The sequence below is a fragment of the Agaricicola taiwanensis genome, assembly GCF_014635245.1.
GTDB lineage: Bacteria > Pseudomonadota > Alphaproteobacteria > Rhizobiales > Methylopilaceae > Agaricicola > Agaricicola taiwanensis.
This window is the reverse complement of record NZ_BMCP01000001.1, coordinates 1-15539: the sequence shown is the minus strand read 5'-3', so window position 1 is coordinate 15539 and position 15539 is coordinate 1. Positions and strand designations below refer to the sequence as shown.

18 protein-coding genes and 1 tRNA gene are annotated in these 15539 nt (G+C 65.1%); 6 read left to right on the top strand and 13 right to left on the bottom strand.

Features of this window, described 5'->3' with window-relative positions:
• Positions 1 to 13: 13 nt before the first annotated feature.
• The 4 genes from atpD (at position 14) to IEV58_RS00080 (ending at position 3278) form a co-directional block, all read left to right on the top strand.
• Positions 14 to 1459, top strand: a complete 1446-nt coding sequence (gene atpD / locus IEV58_RS00095; protein ID WP_188407650.1) for a F0F1 ATP synthase subunit beta — start codon at positions 14 to 16, stop codon at positions 1457 to 1459.
• Positions 1460 to 1488: 29 nt separating this feature from the next.
• Positions 1489 to 1734: a hypothetical protein gene (locus tag IEV58_RS00090; RefSeq protein WP_188407649.1), complete on the top strand. Its 246-nt coding sequence runs from the start codon at positions 1489 to 1491 to the stop codon at positions 1732 to 1734.
• Between the two features lie 21 nt (positions 1735 to 1755).
• Positions 1756 to 2178, top strand: coding sequence for a F0F1 ATP synthase subunit epsilon (locus tag IEV58_RS00085; protein WP_188407648.1), 423 nt, complete (start codon positions 1756 to 1758; stop codon positions 2176 to 2178).
• Between the two features lie 134 nt (positions 2179 to 2312).
• Entirely contained in the window at positions 2313 to 3278 is a 966-nt protein-coding gene (locus IEV58_RS00080; protein ID WP_188407647.1) for a DUF2167 domain-containing protein, read from the top strand.
• Here the strand turns inward: IEV58_RS00080 and IEV58_RS00075 are convergent.
• The 8 genes from IEV58_RS00075 to IEV58_RS00040 all read right to left on the bottom strand — a co-directional run bounded on the left by IEV58_RS00075 (position 3220) and on the right by IEV58_RS00040 (position 10597).
• The gene (locus IEV58_RS00075; protein WP_188407646.1) at positions 3220 to 3729 is read right to left on the bottom strand and encodes an RNA pyrophosphohydrolase; all 510 of its coding nucleotides are present in this window, start codon (positions 3727 to 3729) and stop codon (positions 3220 to 3222) included. The two genes, IEV58_RS00080 and IEV58_RS00075, sit on opposite strands and share 59 nt — an antisense overlap.
• Before the next feature lie 10 nt (positions 3730 to 3739).
• On the bottom strand, positions 3740 to 4972 hold the full coding sequence (locus IEV58_RS00070) for a divergent polysaccharide deacetylase family protein (RefSeq protein WP_188407645.1): 1233 nt from the start codon (positions 4970 to 4972) through the stop codon (positions 3740 to 3742).
• Between the two features lie 54 nt (positions 4973 to 5026).
• Positions 5027 to 6406 carry a S41 family peptidase gene (locus IEV58_RS00065; RefSeq protein WP_229729080.1) on the bottom strand — a complete coding sequence of 460 codons (1380 nt, stop codon included), beginning with the start codon at positions 6404 to 6406 and terminating at the stop codon, positions 5027 to 5029.
• Entirely contained in the window at positions 6406 to 7683 is a 1278-nt protein-coding gene (locus tag IEV58_RS00060) for a murein hydrolase activator EnvC family protein (protein ID WP_229729079.1), read from the bottom strand. Before IEV58_RS00060 ends, IEV58_RS00065 begins: the two co-directional genes overlap by 1 nt.
• A gap of 60 nt (positions 7684 to 7743) precedes the next feature.
• The gene (rlmH, locus tag IEV58_RS00055) at positions 7744 to 8220 is read right to left on the bottom strand and encodes a 23S rRNA (pseudouridine(1915)-N(3))-methyltransferase RlmH (protein ID WP_188407643.1); all 477 of its coding nucleotides are present in this window, start codon (positions 8218 to 8220) and stop codon (positions 7744 to 7746) included.
• Positions 8221 to 8235: 15 nt separating this feature from the next.
• Entirely contained in the window at positions 8236 to 8631 is a 396-nt protein-coding gene (rsfS, locus tag IEV58_RS00050; protein ID WP_229729078.1) for a ribosome silencing factor, read from the bottom strand.
• 101 nt (positions 8632 to 8732) lie between these two features.
• Positions 8733 to 9314 (bottom strand): nicotinate-nucleotide adenylyltransferase, encoded by a 582-nt coding sequence (locus IEV58_RS00045; RefSeq protein ID WP_188409011.1) that lies wholly within the window; start codon positions 9312 to 9314, stop codon positions 8733 to 8735.
• A 41-nt stretch (positions 9315 to 9355) separates the two neighbouring features.
• Entirely contained in the window at positions 9356 to 10597 is a 1242-nt protein-coding gene (locus tag IEV58_RS00040; protein ID WP_229729077.1) for a glutamate-5-semialdehyde dehydrogenase, read from the bottom strand.
• 125 nt (positions 10598 to 10722) lie between these two features.
• Between IEV58_RS00040 and IEV58_RS00035 the strand changes: the two genes are divergently transcribed.
• On the top strand, positions 10723 to 11490 hold the full coding sequence (locus IEV58_RS00035) for a DUF72 domain-containing protein (RefSeq protein ID WP_188407641.1): 768 nt from the start codon (positions 10723 to 10725) through the stop codon (positions 11488 to 11490).
• Here IEV58_RS00035 and proB read toward each other — a convergent pair.
• From proB to rplU, 5 genes are all read right to left on the bottom strand, one after another.
• Positions 11475 to 12620, bottom strand: a complete 1146-nt coding sequence (proB, locus tag IEV58_RS00030) for a glutamate 5-kinase (protein ID WP_229729233.1) — start codon at positions 12618 to 12620, stop codon at positions 11475 to 11477. The genes IEV58_RS00035 and proB overlap by 16 nt on opposite strands.
• Positions 12617 to 13657, bottom strand: coding sequence for a GTPase ObgE (gene obgE, locus IEV58_RS00025; protein ID WP_188407639.1), 1041 nt, complete (start codon positions 13655 to 13657; stop codon positions 12617 to 12619). The genes proB and obgE overlap by 4 nt, the downstream gene beginning before the upstream one ends.
• An 84-nt stretch (positions 13658 to 13741) precedes the next feature.
• Positions 13742 to 14353, bottom strand: a complete 612-nt coding sequence (locus IEV58_RS00020) for a GNAT family N-acetyltransferase (protein WP_188407638.1) — start codon at positions 14351 to 14353, stop codon at positions 13742 to 13744.
• A 112-nt stretch (positions 14354 to 14465) separates the two neighbouring features.
• Positions 14466 to 14735: a 50S ribosomal protein L27 gene (gene rpmA / locus IEV58_RS00015; RefSeq protein ID WP_188407637.1), complete on the bottom strand. Its 270-nt coding sequence runs from the start codon at positions 14733 to 14735 to the stop codon at positions 14466 to 14468.
• 33 nt (positions 14736 to 14768) lie between these two features.
• Positions 14769 to 15173: a 50S ribosomal protein L21 gene (gene rplU / locus IEV58_RS00010; protein WP_188407636.1), complete on the bottom strand. Its 405-nt coding sequence runs from the start codon at positions 15171 to 15173 to the stop codon at positions 14769 to 14771.
• A 203-nt stretch (positions 15174 to 15376) separates the two neighbouring features.
• Between rplU and IEV58_RS00005 the strand changes: the two genes are divergently transcribed.
• A tRNA-Ser gene (locus IEV58_RS00005) sits at positions 15377 to 15466 on the top strand.
• The last annotated feature ends 73 nt before the right edge of the window (positions 15467 to 15539 follow it).

Below are 15539 nucleotides of genomic sequence, written 5' to 3'. Positions count from 1 at the left end.
GGAGAAAGACACCATGGCGAAGACCCCCGCCGCAACCACCTCTACCAAGACCGGCCGCGTGGCCCAGATCATCGGCGCTGTCGTCGACGTTCAGTTCGACGGTCACCTGCCCGAGATCCTCAACGCGCTTGAGGTCGACAACCAAGGCAACCGCCTTGTGCTTGAAGTGGCCCAGCATCTCGGTGAATCCACCGTGCGCACCATCGCCATGGACTCCACCGAAGGTCTCGTGCGCGGCCAGCCCGTGACCGACACTGGTGAGCCAATCCTGGTTCCGGTGGGTGACGGCACCCTCGGCCGCATCATGAACGTCATCGGTGAGCCGGTCGACGAAGCCGGTCCGGTGCAGTTCGAAACCCGCCGCGCGATCCATCAGCCGGCTCCCTCCTATGCCGAACAGGCAACGGAAGCCGAGATCCTCGTCACCGGCATCAAGGTGGTGGATCTGCTGGCCCCTTACGCAAAGGGCGGCAAGATCGGACTGTTCGGCGGTGCAGGCGTCGGCAAGACGGTTCTGATCATGGAGCTCATCAACAACGTCGCGAAGGCGCACGGCGGTTACTCCGTGTTCGCCGGCGTCGGTGAGCGCACCCGCGAGGGCAACGATCTCTACCACGAGATGATCGAATCCAACGTGAACAAGCTCGGCGGTGGCGAGGGCTCCAAGTGCGCCCTGGTCTACGGCCAGATGAACGAGCCTCCCGGAGCACGCGCCCGCGTCGCACTGACTGGCCTGACCGTGGCGGAGGACTTCCGCGACAAGGGCCAGGACGTGCTGTTCTTCGTGGACAACATCTTCCGCTTCACGCAGGCCGGTTCTGAAGTGTCCGCTCTGCTCGGCCGCATCCCCTCCGCGGTGGGCTATCAGCCGACGCTGGCGACGGACATGGGCGCCCTGCAGGAGCGCATCACCACCACCACCAAGGGATCGATCACCTCGGTGCAGGCCATCTACGTGCCGGCCGACGATCTGACCGATCCGGCTCCGGCCGCATCCTTCGCTCATCTCGACGCGACCACCGTTCTGTCGCGCTCGATCGCGGAGAAGGGCATCTACCCGGCCGTGGATCCGCTGGACTCCACCTCGCGCATGCTCGACCCCCGCGTCCTCGGTGAAGAGCACTACAACGTGGCGCGCCGCGTTCAGGAGATCCTGCAGCGCTACAAGGCCCTCCAGGACATCATCGCGATCCTGGGCATGGACGAGCTGTCGGAAGAGGACAAGCTGGCCGTCTCCCGTGCCCGCAAGATCGAGCGCTTCCTTAGCCAGCCGTTCCACGTGGCCGAAATCTTCACCGGCTCGCCCGGCAAGCTCGTCAGCCTTGAGGACACCATCAAGGGCTTCAAGGGTCTGACCGAAGGCAAGTACGATCACCTGCCGGAAGCTGCCTTCTACATGGTCGGCTCCATCGAGGAGGCTGTCGAGAAGGCCCAGCGTCTGGCTGCTGAAGCCGCCTGAGACCTGCTACGCTCAAAACGAGATCCATTATGAACATCAAGGTTATCTGCCTCATTCTGGGTCTCGTCGCCGGCGCGCTGGCGGGCTATGTCACGCGTCCCGAAAGCGCCGAGATCAAGCTGCCCGGCGTCAACATAGAGGTCACCGGCACCGGCACCGCCCAGGGCGGCGGTGAACTGACCAGTGATCAGATGACGCACATCGGCATCTTTGCCGTGATAGGCGCCATCGTCGGCCTCGGCGTCGGCTTCATTGCCGGCCGCGGCCGCGCCTGATTTTCCCGAGGATAGTCTCTCATGGTCGCCTTTCCCTTCGATCTCGTCTCTCCCGAACGACTCCTGATTTCCGACCAGGTCGAGGGCGTGATTGCGCCCGGCAGCGAAGGCGAGTTCATGATTCTTGCCGGACATGCGCCGTTCATCTCGACCCTGAAGCCGGGCATCGTGACGGTGGAGGGAGGCACGGCTCCGCAGCGGCGTTTCTTCGTGCGCGGCGGCTTTGCCGAGGTGACGCCAGAGAAGGGCCTGACCATCCTTGCCGAGGAAGCCATTCCCTTCGAGGAGCTGGACGCGGCCCGGATCGCCCAGGAGATCAAGAACGCCGAGGAAGATGTCGCCGATGCCTCGACCGAGGAAACCCGGCGCAAGGCGGAAGAGCGCCTCAACCGCATGCGTGAAATCCAGAGCGCGTTGGGCGGTACGGTTGCCGCCGCGCATTGAGCTTCGCAACTATTAAGTCTGGTGTCGAAAAAAGGCCGCCTCCGGGCGGTTTTTTTGCATCAACTTATCGTCAACCATACCGCTTGCGCGTATCATCGGCAGACAGGGGTTATGCGCATCACGCGGGGGCAATCATGCGTAGGTTCTTGCTCGAGCACTTCTCGCTCGTTGCCATTTCGATGGCTTTTTTCCTGACGGAGCCGGCTCTGGTTGCCGCGCAGGAGGTCAACTACAACCCCATAAATTTTTCCGCGCCGCTGACTTTATCACGCGGCGAAATCCGTCCAGCATCCGGCGGCGCTCTCTATCTTAACGCCGAAGAGCGCTGCACCTTTGTGACGACAGAGTGGGGTTTCGACCCTGCGGGCTGCGCTGCCCTCGACGCGCTGGTGTTTGTGCCGGCGGATGGAATCGATACGCTTATCATCGCCAAGCCGATGGGCGATGGATACATCGATACGAGCGACTGGGATGCCTCGTCCGCTGAGGCCATTGAGGAGATCTGGAACAGCCTCGCAGAGAGCCTCAGGAAGCAGGGTGAACGTCTGGGCCAGGAGATCGTCCCCATCGGCTGGCAGGTACGCCCGACGCTTCATAAGGATGCAGGCTACCTATTTTACTCGTTCATTATGGACTGGGACGGCGAGCGCGTGATCAATGCTCGGGCCGGGCTTCTGGACCGCCACGGCTACATTCAGTTCTCGATTGTCCCCGCCGACATGAACGCGTCCGCGCTGGACATGCGCAGCCTAGCCGATCAAGCGCTCAGACTTTACACCTCGAAACCAGGAACCTCTTACGCGGAGTTTACATCGGGCGATAAAATCGCCGCAGGCGGCGCGGTAGGCGTTCTAGCTGCACTGACAGGCGTAAAGTACGGCAAGGAAGCCGCCACGGGGCTGATAGCCGTTCTACTCGCTTTCGCCAAAAAGCTCTGGATACTGCTTCTCCTGCCGTTCGTCTTCGTGAAGCGGCTGTTCAAAGGCGGGTCCAAGGCCGCGCCAACGCCCTCGGCATCCGAGCTCCCGGCGCAGGACGATATCAACCCTGTACCAGATGACGAAAACGATCGATCACCTGGAGGTAAACCTCCCGCTTGAAGGGGATGATGAGCTCCGGCACGCGGTCCATGTCTTCCCAGCGCCAGACCGAGAACTCAGCCTTGTGAGCGCCGCCGCCGGGGGTCAGCACATCGATCTCGCTTTCGGGCCCGGTGAGGCGCACGGCATACCACTTCTGCTTCTGGCCGCGGAAAACGTTCTTCCAGCGCTGTCCAACGACGCCGGGCGGGAAGTCATAGGTCAGCCAGCCATCGGTCTCAGCGAGCTTCTCCACCGATCTGACGCTGGTTTCCTCGTGTAACTCGCGCAGCGCTGCCAGCCAGGTATCCTCGCCCTCGTCGATGCCGCCCTGCGGCATCTGCCACCATTGGCCGGGTCCCTCCGGATCGTCGGGAGCATCGGCGCGGCGGCCGATGAAGACCTTGTTCTCGGCATTCAGCAGCATGATGCCGACGCAGGGGCGGTAAGGGAGGCTCTCGGGATTGGTCATTGAACTTCCGTCAGCTCGGCTTGTCGTGATTGACGATGGCGCTGACCGGGACCAGAACAAAGCCACGGCTGTTGAGGCCCTTGGCCCATTCGGCGACACGGTCGATGGTGATGGGAAGCGTGGAGCCGATGCCGATCGCCATGCCGTCGGATCGGGCGATGTCCTCCAGCCGGGCGAGGGCGGCATCGATCTCTGACGGCGTCGTCTGGCTGTCGATCACCACCCGCGCTCGCCGTGCGGTGGCGCCCGTCTTTTCGGCAAGGGTCTCGGTGAGGCTGCGGGGCGAGCTGCCATCGTCGACGAACATCAGGCCGCGGCGACCGATCTCGGTCATGACGGGCGCCAGCGAACCCTCGCTTGAGGTAAAGCGCGCGCCCATGAAATTGGCGACGCCGACATAGCCGCGCATGCGGCCCAGGATCCACCGCAGCCGCTCCAGGTTGACGGGGTCGGGTTCGCTGGTCAGCAGCGTCTGGGGGCCCGGATCATTGTTGGGGTAATCAAACGGCTCCATGGGGAGCTGCAGCATATATTCGTGGCCGTCGCCGCGCGCCTTGCTGCTCCAGCGCTCCAGATCTTCGCCATAAGGGGCGAACGCCAGGGAGATATCGGCCGGCAGCTTGGCGATGGCTTCCGCCGTGACGTTTTCGCTCACACCGAGACCGCCGATCAGCAGGGCCACCTTGGGACGCGGATCGAGCATGGCCGCGCTTGGGCGGGCATAGGCGGTCATGGGCCGAGTACCGTCGGCGCCCACGCGGGGCAGGTCCAGGCCCGCCACCTGCTCGATGAGCTTGGGGTCCGGATCGCGCACGGTGGCGCCTCCGGCATCGCTGCCGGGGCTTCCGGGCACCCGGATCACCATCGGGCCACTGCCCGGGCCTGCGCCCGGGGCGTCGGCGTCGCCGGGCCCTACCGGCCGAATCACGACCTCACCACTGGCCGATCCCGCGCTGCTGCTGCCGGGGCCGACGACGGGACCGCCGCCTGGCGTCGAGACGATGGGAAGCGGGGGATCCTGGGGGTTGGGCGCCGCCGCGACCGGGGTCGTCCGGCGGATGATGGTGGCGACCGCCTGCGGCTCTCCGCCGAGCGGATCCTCGGTCAGGATGATCCACGCGCCGAGGCCGGCAACAGCGGCGATCCCGACAAAAATCAGCGGTTTCCTGATCGGAATCGACGGCAGGGCCCGCGCTTTGCGCGAGCCCGTCCCGAGAGGTCTCGATAGCTCGTTGGTCGTCATGCCTCGCCGCCCGCTGTCGCGGCGGCGAGGCTCAGCGGGCCTGGCTGGTGCCGCTCAGTTCTTCGCGCCGCCCGCGTTGTCCGCAGGAACCTTGGCCGACTGGCTCTTGATGCCGCAATCGGCCGGAATCGAATCCTTGTTCGGAGGGAAGTTCGCATCGGTCTTCTCTCCGCGCAAGAGCGCGAGCGCCTGTTGCAGCTGAACGTCCTCAGCCGCCTCCTGTGGGACGTAGGTGGAGGAGGCCGAACGCTCCTCGCCGCCCTCATTGGTCAGATGGCCCTCGAGGCCAGCCTCGCCCTTGCTGTCGACCTTGTCCTTCAACTCTTCCGGCACGTTGGGAAGCAGCAGGATGTCCGGCTCGATGCCTTTGGCCTGGATGGAGCGCCCGCAGGGCGTGTAGTAGCGGGCCGTGGTGAGGCTGAGAGCGCCCTGATTGCCCATGCGCGTCAGCGTCTGGACCGAGCCCTTGCCGAAGGAGCGGGTTCCGAGCACCGTGGCGCGGCGGTGATCCTGGAGGGCGCCGGCAACGATCTCGGAGGCGGAGGCCGAACCGCCGTTGGTCAACACGATGACCGGCTTGCCGTCGGTCAGGTCACCGGACCGGGCGCTGAAACGCTGCACGTCGTCGGCCTTGCGGCCACGCAGGGAGACCACTTCGCCGCGCTCGAGGAAGGCATCCGACACCTGCACCGACTGATCAAGCAGGCCGCCCGGATTGTTGCGCAGGTCGACGACATAGCCCTTCAGCTTGTCGGCCGGGACCTTGCTTTTGATCTCCTCGATGGCCGAACGCATGTTGTCAAAGGTCGGCTCGGAGAAGGAAGCAATGCGGACATAGCCGACGTTGTCGCCTTCGACGCGATGGCGCACAACACGTACCTTGACGATGTCGCGAACGATCTTGATGTCGATCGGCTCCGCGCTGTCGCGCTTGATGGTGAGGGTGATCGGCGTGTTCACCGGGCCGCGCATCTTCTTGACCGCGTCCTGAAGGGACATGCCCTCGACGTCCTCGCCATCGATCTTGACGATGAAGTCGCCGGCGCGGATGTCGGCGCGGGAGGCGGGCGTGCCATCGATCGGGCCGACGACCTTCACCAGCTTGTTCTCCATCATGACCTCGATGCCGAGGCCGCCGAACTCGCCGCGGATATCGACCTGCCGGTCCTCATATTTCGAGGCATCCATATAGGCCGAATGGGGATCGAGCGACTGCAGCATGCCATTGATGGCCGCATCGATCAGCTTCTGTTCCTCAGGGGCTTCCACATATTCGGAGCGCACCCGCTCGAACACATCGCCGAAGAGGTTCAGATACCGGTAGGTGTCGGCGCTCGCCGCCACGGCGGTTCCGAGCAGACCGTGCTGCTGGACCACGCCCATCGCAGTTGCGCCGAGAAGCGCTCCCGCCAGAACCAAAGACGCCTTGCGCATCAGCTTCTCACCTTTTCGTTGGAGGCCGCCGCCCACCAGGGGGCCGGATCGATCGACGATCCATCTTTTCGGAACTCAATGTAGAGCACGGGCTTGCCGGCCGCCAGCGGCTCGGTGGAGGCGACCTGCGTTCCGCCCTGGCCCATCTGGGCAACGGGCTCACCCGTCAAGACAAACTGCCCAAGTTCCACCGTGATGTTTTCCATGCCAGCTAGAAGCACATGGTATCCGCCACCCGCGTTCAGGATCAAGAGCTGTCCATAGGAACGGAAGGGTCCGGCGTAGACTACCCAGCCGTCGCAGGGGGCGGTGACCTGGGCGCCCGCGCGCGTGGCGCGCGTCTGCCCCTTGGTCGTGCCGCCGAAGCCGTCCGGCACGCCGAAGCCTTTCACCTGCGTGCCCGTCGCAGGCAAGGGCAGCAGGCCCTTCGCCGAGGCAAAAGCAACCGCCGGCGCCAGTCGGCCCGGATCGCCCAGCGCGGCAAGCTGGGTGCTCGGGGGCGGCGGTTCGGTCGGACTTTCCGCCGCCGCCGCCGCTTCCGCCGCCTGCTTCGCCGGAGCGACCTCGGCTTCCATGCGTGCTATCAAACTTTCGAGATCGCTTACCTCGCGGGCAAGTTCGGCCGTCCGCTTTTCTTCCACCGTGAGCTCCCGCTCGCGATCGCTCAGCATGGCCTGGCGCGTCGCCACCAGCGCCGACAGGCGGACGCGAGCGTCATCCAGCCGTTTTTTTTCGTCGGCGAGGCCGGTGCGCTCCGCCTCGATCTCCCGGCGCACACGGGTGAGTTCCGCAAGATCGCTGGACAGTGCCTCGGCCTCGATCCGCAGCTCCGGCAGCACCGAGCCAAGAAGCATGGACGAACGTACCGCGGTCAGGGCGTCGGCCGGCTCCACCAAAAGCGCCGGCGGCGGCTGCAGCCCCATCCGCTGCAGCGCGCCAAGAAGGGTTGCCAGCACATCGCGGCGGGATGCGAGATTCTCGCGCACGTCCTTCTCGCTGGCCGTCATGGAGCCGAGGCGGTCCTCGCTCTCGGTCAGGCGCCGTTCCGTCTCCCGGATGGTCTGGGCGGTATCGATGAGCTCGGCGCTCAACTTGCCCCGTTCGCCTCTGAGCGTCTCAATCTCGCGCTTCAGGGCTTCCTGGGTGATGCGGGCGCGTTCGAGCTGTTCCCGGGCGCTGTCGAGCTCCTGCGCGCGCGGTTTCGCATCCGGTTCCTGCGGGAAGGCAGGTCCGGCCGCAAGCACGGCAAGGAGGGCCAAGGCGTAGCGCAGCGACATTTCTCCCATTGAGACTGAGCCGGCTTAACGGAACGTCAACCCTGATGCAGCCGATGGCGATCAGACCCGATGATAGGGATGACCGGACAAGATCGTCGTAGCGCGATAAAGCTGTTCTGCGGCAAGAATGCGGACGATCTGATGCGGCCAAGTGAGCCGTCCAAAGGAAATGGTCAAGGCAGCGCCGTCGCGCAGCGAGACTGCGAGGCCGTCGGGGCCGCCGATCACAAGTCCGAGCGCTGCCTCCCCCCGGTCCCGGAAATTCCGCAGGGCCTCGGCGAAAGCGGGACTGTCGAGCATCTGGCCGCGCTCATCCAGCGCGATGTAGCAGGAGGGCAGGCGCGCGGAGAGCGCGTCGGCTTCCTCGCGCTTGCGCTGCTCACTCTGAGAGCCGCGGCTTTCCGGCAGTTCAACGGTGGTGATGGGGCCGAGCGCCAGCGCGCGTCCGGCCTGCGATGCGCGCTCCATGTAGCGGTCGGCGAGCGCGCGCTCAGGGCCGTCCTTCAACCGCCCGACGGCGGCAAGCACAATTTTCATAGGCTCTCGTGACGCCTAGACGACGAGACGTTCGACCGGACGATCCGCCGACCAGATCTTCTCGAGGTTGTAGAAGGCGCGCACTTCCGGCCGGAAGACATGGACGATGACATCGCCCGCATCGATCAGCACCCAGTCGCAGGCCGGCAGACCCTCGACGCGGGCACGACCGTGCCCGGAATCTTTCAGAGCCTGTACGAGACGGTCGGCGATGGCGTTCACATGCCGGTGCGAGCGGCCTTGCGTGACCACCATGGCATCGGCAAGCGACGACTTTCCGGCGAGATCGATGTGTATGGTCTCTTCGGCCTTGGCGTCTTCCAAGGCGGTCAGAATCAGCCTGACAAAATCCTCACCTTCCACATTGGGAAGAGTGGAGGGGGAAGCCGCGAGATTGGGCGACTCCGTCAAAGGTGTTGCAGACAGTGGCGCAGCCCTCGTTCAGCCTTTCGGAACACGCGCGGGATTGCCGTGTTTCGATGCAAGTAATGTAAGATTTCAGAGCGCTGTCTTCAACCTTTCTTCGACGCTGCCGCAGCCTTGGCACGCAGAGCGGTTGAAGAAAGAGGCGAACGCGGGCCATGGATCAGGGTCCAGGCGGGGGGCTGCAGCCCGGCGAGGAGGCGTGCATCCGCCTCCGGCAGCCTGTACTGTGCCATAGCGAGCGCTGCAGGGGCGGAGGTTGCCTTCAGCGTCCAGCCCGGGCGGTCGATCACCGCAATTGGCACTTGCTCCATGATGGCGCGCCAGCGCCGCCAGCGGTGGAAGCTCGCCAGGCTATCGGCCCCCATGATCCAGACAAAGCGTACGCTCGCCGCCTTCGCCTTGAGCCATGCCAGGGTATCGATGCTGTAGGTGAAGCCGAGGCGCGCCTCGATGTCAGTCACGACGATGCGCGGATCGGTGGCGAGCCGGGTGGCCGCGGCCATGCGCTCGGAGAGGGGAGAGAGTTCGCTCCTCGCCTTCAGGGGATTTCCGGGTGTGACCAGCCACCAGAGCCGATCAAGGCCCAACCGGGCGAGCGCCAGCCGGCTGACATGGAGATGGCCTGCATGCGGCGGGTTGAAGGAGCCGCCATAGAGACCGACCACCATGCCGGGCGCGTGGGGTGGCAGGCGCGGCAAGGCGTCAGCTGTCACGGTCGGGTCTGCCCCGTACCGCGCACACGGTAGTTGAAGGAGGTGAGCTGCTCGACGCCCACCGGCCCTCTTGCATGGAAGCGGCCGGTGGCAATCCCGATCTCGCCGCCGAAACCAAACTCGCCGCCGTCAGCAAACTGGGTGGAGGCATTGACCATGACGATGGCGCTGTCCACCTCGCGCAGGAAACGTTCGGCCGCCTCGGCATCATCGGTCAGGATGGCGTCGGTGTGGTGCGAGCCGTAGCGTTCGATGTGCCGGATGGCGTCATCGAGCCCTTCCACCACCTTCACCGCGATGATGGCGTCGAGGAATTCGGTGGCCCAGTCATCCTCCGTCGCCGCCGTCACGCGGGGATCGACCTGCTGCGTATCGCCATCGCCGCGCACGGCGCAGCCGGCGTCCAGCAGCGCTTTGACGAGCGGCGCGAGGTGGGTCGGCGCCAGTTTGCGGTCCACCAGCAGGGTTTCGGCAGCGCCACAGATGCCGGTGCGGCGCAGCTTCGCGTTCATCACCACGCCTCTGGCGGTCTCAAGCTCACAGGGGCCGTGGACATAGACGTGCACATTGCCGTCGAGATGGGCGAAGACGGGCACCCGGGCTTCGTTCTGTACCCGTGCCACAAGGCTCCTGCCGCCGCGCGGCACGATCACGTCGAGATTGCCCTCGAGGCCGGCGAGCATGGCGCCCACGGCGGCGCGGTCGCGGGTCGGCACATATTGGATCGCATCCTCCGGCAGCCTCGCGCTGCGCAGGCCCTTCATCAGGGCGGCGTGGATGGCAGTGGAGGAATTGAAGCTGTCGGATCCGCCCCTGAGCACCACGGCATTGCCGGCCTTCAGACAGAGCGCACCGGCGTCGGCTGTGACATTGGGGCGGCTTTCATAGATCACGCCGATGACGCCGAGCGGAACACGAACCCTCTCGATCTTGAGGCCGTTGGGGCGTTCCCAGGCGGCCATGACGGCGCCGATGGGGTCGGGCAGGGCGGCGATCTCCTCAAGGGCGGCTGCGATGCCGTCGATCCGGCCGGGCGTCAGGGTCAGCCGGTCGATCAAGGCAGGGCCGAGGCCCGCCTCGCGCGCGGCGGTGAGGTCCTGCGCATTGGCTGTCAGGATTGCCTCGCTGCTCTCGCGGACCGCGGCTGCCATGGCTCGAAGCGCATCGTCACGCGTCCCGCCGGCGCTGAGTGCCAGGATACGGCCGGCGGCGCGGGCGCGCCGGCCGATCTGCGTCATGAGAGAAGCAACGTCCGGATGCGACGCTTTCGCGGCAGCGGCGTTAACAGGAGCAGCAACAGACACAGCCATGGCACTTGCTTTTTCGTTCTCGCGAACGGCCCGGCTGCCCAGGGAGGAACAGCATGGCCCAGATCCGCATCGGATGTTCCGGATGGCATTACACCGGATGGCGCGGCCTCTTCTACCCGGAGAAGATGCCGACGAAGGATTTTCTGGCCTATTATGGCCAGTGCTTCAGCACAACGGAACTCAATAATCCGTTCTACCGCCTGCCGAAGGCCCAGACGGCCGCTGCCTGGCGCGAGGGAACACCGGAAGGCTTTCTGTTCGCCTGGAAGGCGTCACGCTATCTTACCCACCTGAAACGGTTGAAGGACCCGGAGGAGCCCCTGTCACGCATGATGGGCGTCGCCGGACATCTCAAGGAGAAGCTCGGACCCATTCTCGTTCAGCTGCCGCCCAGCATGAAGGTTGATCGCGAGCGGCTGGCGCGGTTTCTCGGCGCCCTGCCGAAGGGTCAGCGCTTCACCCTCGAGTTTCGCCATCCAAGCTGGTACGAAGCCGAGGTTTTCGATCTCCTGAGCGATCACGACGTGGCGCTTTGCCTGTCGGATCACGCCGATGCGCCGGCGCCATGGGAGGTCACCGCGAGCTTCGTCTATGTGCGCGGGCACGGGCCGGGCGGGCGCTATTATGGCCATTACAGCGACGAGACACTGAAGCAATGGGGCGACGACGTCGGGCGCTGGCGCAGCGGGCGCCGTGATGTCTTCGTCTATTTCGACAATGACCAGAAGACTGCGGCGCCCAAGGATGCGCGGAAGCTGATGGACATTGTCGGCGGGGCGGCCCTGTGGACGCCGGACACTCTTTCTCAGGATCCGGGGTGATCGAGCACGAGATCATCCCGGTGGATCATCTCGTCGCGTCCGCGATAGCCGAGGATGGCTTCGATGTCCTTGGTGCGATGGCCGCGGATGCGTTCCGCGTCGTCCCAGTCATAGGCGACGAGACCACGTCCAAGGACACGGCCATCAGGCGCCACCACCATGACGGCGTCGCCCCGGGAAAAGCTCCCTTCAACCTGCGTGACGCCCGCCGGCAGAAGTGAACGACCCGCGAGCAGCGCCTTCTCCGCGCCCGCATCGAGATGGAGACGCCCGCGCGGCTCCAGCGAACCGCCAATCCAGCGCTTGCGTGAGCCCAGGGGGGTCGCGGGGGTGAGGAACCAGGTGCAGCGCTCGCCGACTTCAATGGCCGACAGCGGGGTGGGCCTGCTGCCGGATGTGATCACCATATGTGTTCCCGCCGCGGTGGCGATCTTGGCCGCATCGATTTTGGTGCGCATGCCGCCGCGCGACAGGATGGACGCGGCGCCACCCGCCATGGCTTCGATCTCGGGGGTTACCTGCGGCACCAGCGGCAGATGCACCGCCTTGGGATCGAGGGCCGGCGGCGCGCTGTAAAGGCCATCGATATCCGACAGAAGCACCAGGCAGTCTGCGCTGGTCATGGTGGCGACGCGGGCCGCCAGCCGATCGTTGTCGCCATAGCGGATCTCGCTGGTGGCCACCGTATCGTTCTCGTTGATGATGGGGACGGCCTTCAGCTCCAGGAGCTTGCCGATGGTCTCACGCGCGTTGAGATAACGGCGGCGCTCTTCCGTGTCGCCCAGCGTCACGAGCACCTGCCCCGTGGTGAGGCCATGCCGGCCGAAGCTTTCCGCCCAGGCGCGCGAGAGCGCGATCTGGCCGACAGCGGCGGCGGCCTGGCTTTCCTCCAGCTTCAGAGCGCCCTGGCCAAGGCCGAGCACGCTGCGCCCAAGAGCGATAGCGCCGGAGGAGACCACGAGGATATCGGCCCCGCGCGCCGCATGTCGGGCCATGTCATCGACGAGGCCGTCGAGCCAGACACGGCGAACGGCGCTTGCCTCGGCATCGACGAGAAGCGCCGATCCGACCTTTACGACGATGCGGCGAAAGCGCGAAAGGACAGGCGTTGCCGCGGCGGCCTCGATCACGGTGTCCAAGGGGCGACCTCTTCCGTGGCGGGAGCCGCCTCATGCGCGCGGGAGGCATCGATCACCTTCATGATCTCCCGCAGCGCTTCAATCACCCCCTCGCCGGAATGAGCGGACAGTTCGAGCGGCGTCCGGCCACACGCCTTGGCCAGCTTCTTCACCTGCTTCTTGCGGGCATCCTTGTCGAGGCTGTCGATCTTGGAGAGCGCGACGATCTCGATCTTCTCGCCGAGGCCGTGATCATAGGCTTCGATCTCATCGCGCACGGTCTTATAGGCCTTGCCGGCATCGTCCTGGGTTCCATCCACCAGATGCAGCAGCACCCGGCAGCGCTCCACATGGCCGAGGAACCGGTCGCCGAGGCCGATACCCTCATGCGCGCCCTCGATCAGGCCCGGAATGTCAGCGAGCACGAACTCCCGCTGGTCCACCCTCACGACACCGAGCTGCGGGTGCAGCGTGGTGAAGGGATAGTCGGCGATCTTGGGCTTGGCGGCGGTGACCGCCGCCAGGAAGGTCGATTTGCCGGCATTGGGCAATCCGACAAGACCGGCGTCGGCGATCAGCTTCAGCCGCAGCCAGAGCCAGCGCTCCTCGCCTTCCTGCCCGGGATTGGCGCGGCGCGGCGCCTGATTGGTGGATGTCTTGAAATGGGCGTTGCCGAATCCGCCGTTTCCGCCCTTGGCCAGCAGCACCCGCTGGCCGATTTCGGTGAGATCGGCGATGACGGTTTCCTCGTCCTCATCGAGGATTTCGGTTCCCTGCGGCACCTTGAGGACGATGTCCTTGCCACCGGCTCCGGTGCGGTTGGCACCCATGCCGTGCTGGCCGCGGCTGGCCTTGTGGTGCTGCTGGTAGCGATAATCGATGAGCGTGTTGAGACCGGCCACGCATTCGGCCCAGACGTCTCCGCCGCGTCCGCCGTCCCCTCCATTGGGGCCGCCGAATTCGATGAACTTCTCGCGGCGGAAGGAGACGCAGCCTGCGCCTCCGTCACCAGAGCGGATGTAGACCTTGGCCTGATCCAGAAATTTCATGAGTTACAATCCTAGGGCCGCGACAGCGGTATGCCAGGGGCTTTCCTATCCTGAGGAAAGCCCCGCGACAATGCGATGCCGCAGCTACTTGGCGGCGACTAGCAGCGCCTCATCATATGCACCCGTGCGAGCCGCGCGCCATGCGCGAAGACTCGCCCAGACGCCGCGTTCCAGCCGGAAGCGGTCGACAGGGAAGGCACCGCGGAACCCGACGGATCCTTCCAGCCCCGTTCCGCACCACTGGAAGCCGCATTTTTCCAGTACGTTGCGCGAGGCGACATTGGTCACCCGGCAGCGCGCCACCAGACGCGTCAACGCCAGCTGCTCGAAGGCGAGATCGACCAGCGCATGGGCGGTTTCGGTTGCCGCGCCCTGGCCGCGATAGGGTTCGCCGATCCAGTAGCCGATCTCCGGTGCCTCATCCTGCGGCCGAAGGGCAATGGCACCCGCCCCGATCAATGCCTGGTCGTCGCGCCGGATCACCACGAAAGGCGCGGCGGTCGTGGTGACCTGCGCTTTTTGGATGTAATCCTCCGCATCTTTCAGCCCGTAGGGATGCGGAATGGTCGCGGTGTTCTCGGCGATGGTCCGATCATTCGCGAGGGCGGCCAATACCTGGGCGTCGTCCATGCGCGGACGGCGCAGCACGAAGCGGTCGGTGGCGAGTGCGAAGGCGGCGTCGAGACGGTCAAACATGACCCGGGCTCCAGATGCGACACAGGGGAGACGTTTCCCGTCTCCCCTGCCGATCTGATACCCGGCCCGCTGGTTCGACGAGAACCGGCGGGTGGTCGCTTAAACCTGCCGGTTATTCCGCTGCTTCGGCCATGGCCGGAATGACAGCTACATAGGTTCGGCCAGCTTTGGCCTGGAATTGAACGGTTCCGTCCACGAGGGCGAAAAGGGTGTGGTCCTTGCCGAGGCCCACATTGGCGCCGGGATGCCACTTGGTGCCGCGCTGACGAGCAATGATGTTGCCCGGCACGACCACTTCGCCACCAAACTTCTTCACGCCGAGACGGCGACCAGCTGAATCGCGACCATTGCGCGAGGAACCGCCAGCTTTTTTGTGTGCCATGATCTTACGTCCTTATTCTCGTGTTCTAACGGTTTACTCGGCGGTGGCGGTGTCGGTCGCCTGGGCTTCAGCCGGCGCCTCGTCCTTTGCCTTCGCCTTGGTTGCGCGCTTCTTGGGCGCGGAACCGGCCGCTAGGATATCCGTGATGCGGATCACCGTCTCTTCCTGACGATGGCCGCGCTTGCGCTTCGAATTCTGCCGCCGGCGCTTCTTGAAGGCGATGACCTTCTTGCCGCGGGAATGTTCGACGATCTCCGCAACGACCTTCGCGCCTTCAACGAAGGGCGCGCCGAAGCTGGAGTTGTCGCCGTCGTTCAGGAAGATGACCTCACCCAGCTCGACCGTGGAGCCGGCGTCGCCGGACAAACGGTTTACGGTGATGACGTCGTCCTGGGCGACACGGAACTGGTGTCCGCCAGTCTTGATGATTGCAAACATGTCAGTCGTCCTTCGAACCGGCCTCAAGGGGGCGGCTTTTTGTTGATTTTGATCTCACGTGGTGAAAGGGCACGCAGGGCAGCGTGTCCTTCGGGCGCACCTATAGTTCAGAGTGGGTGCTGGAGCAACCGCTAATCCGTGCTGCGGCTCTATTTTACGGCTTGTCGCCAGCCATCGCGGCGTGTAAAGCACGCGCCACGACTGGAGAGGTGCCGGAGTGGTCGATCGGGGCGGTCTCGAAAACCGTTGTGCGGGCAACCGTACCGTGGGTTCGAATCCCACCCTCTCCGCCACTTCAGTCCGCCTCTGGGCACGCCAATCGCCGCCGATTGCCGCACTTGGCCGCCCGCGAGCGTCCTCAGCAGT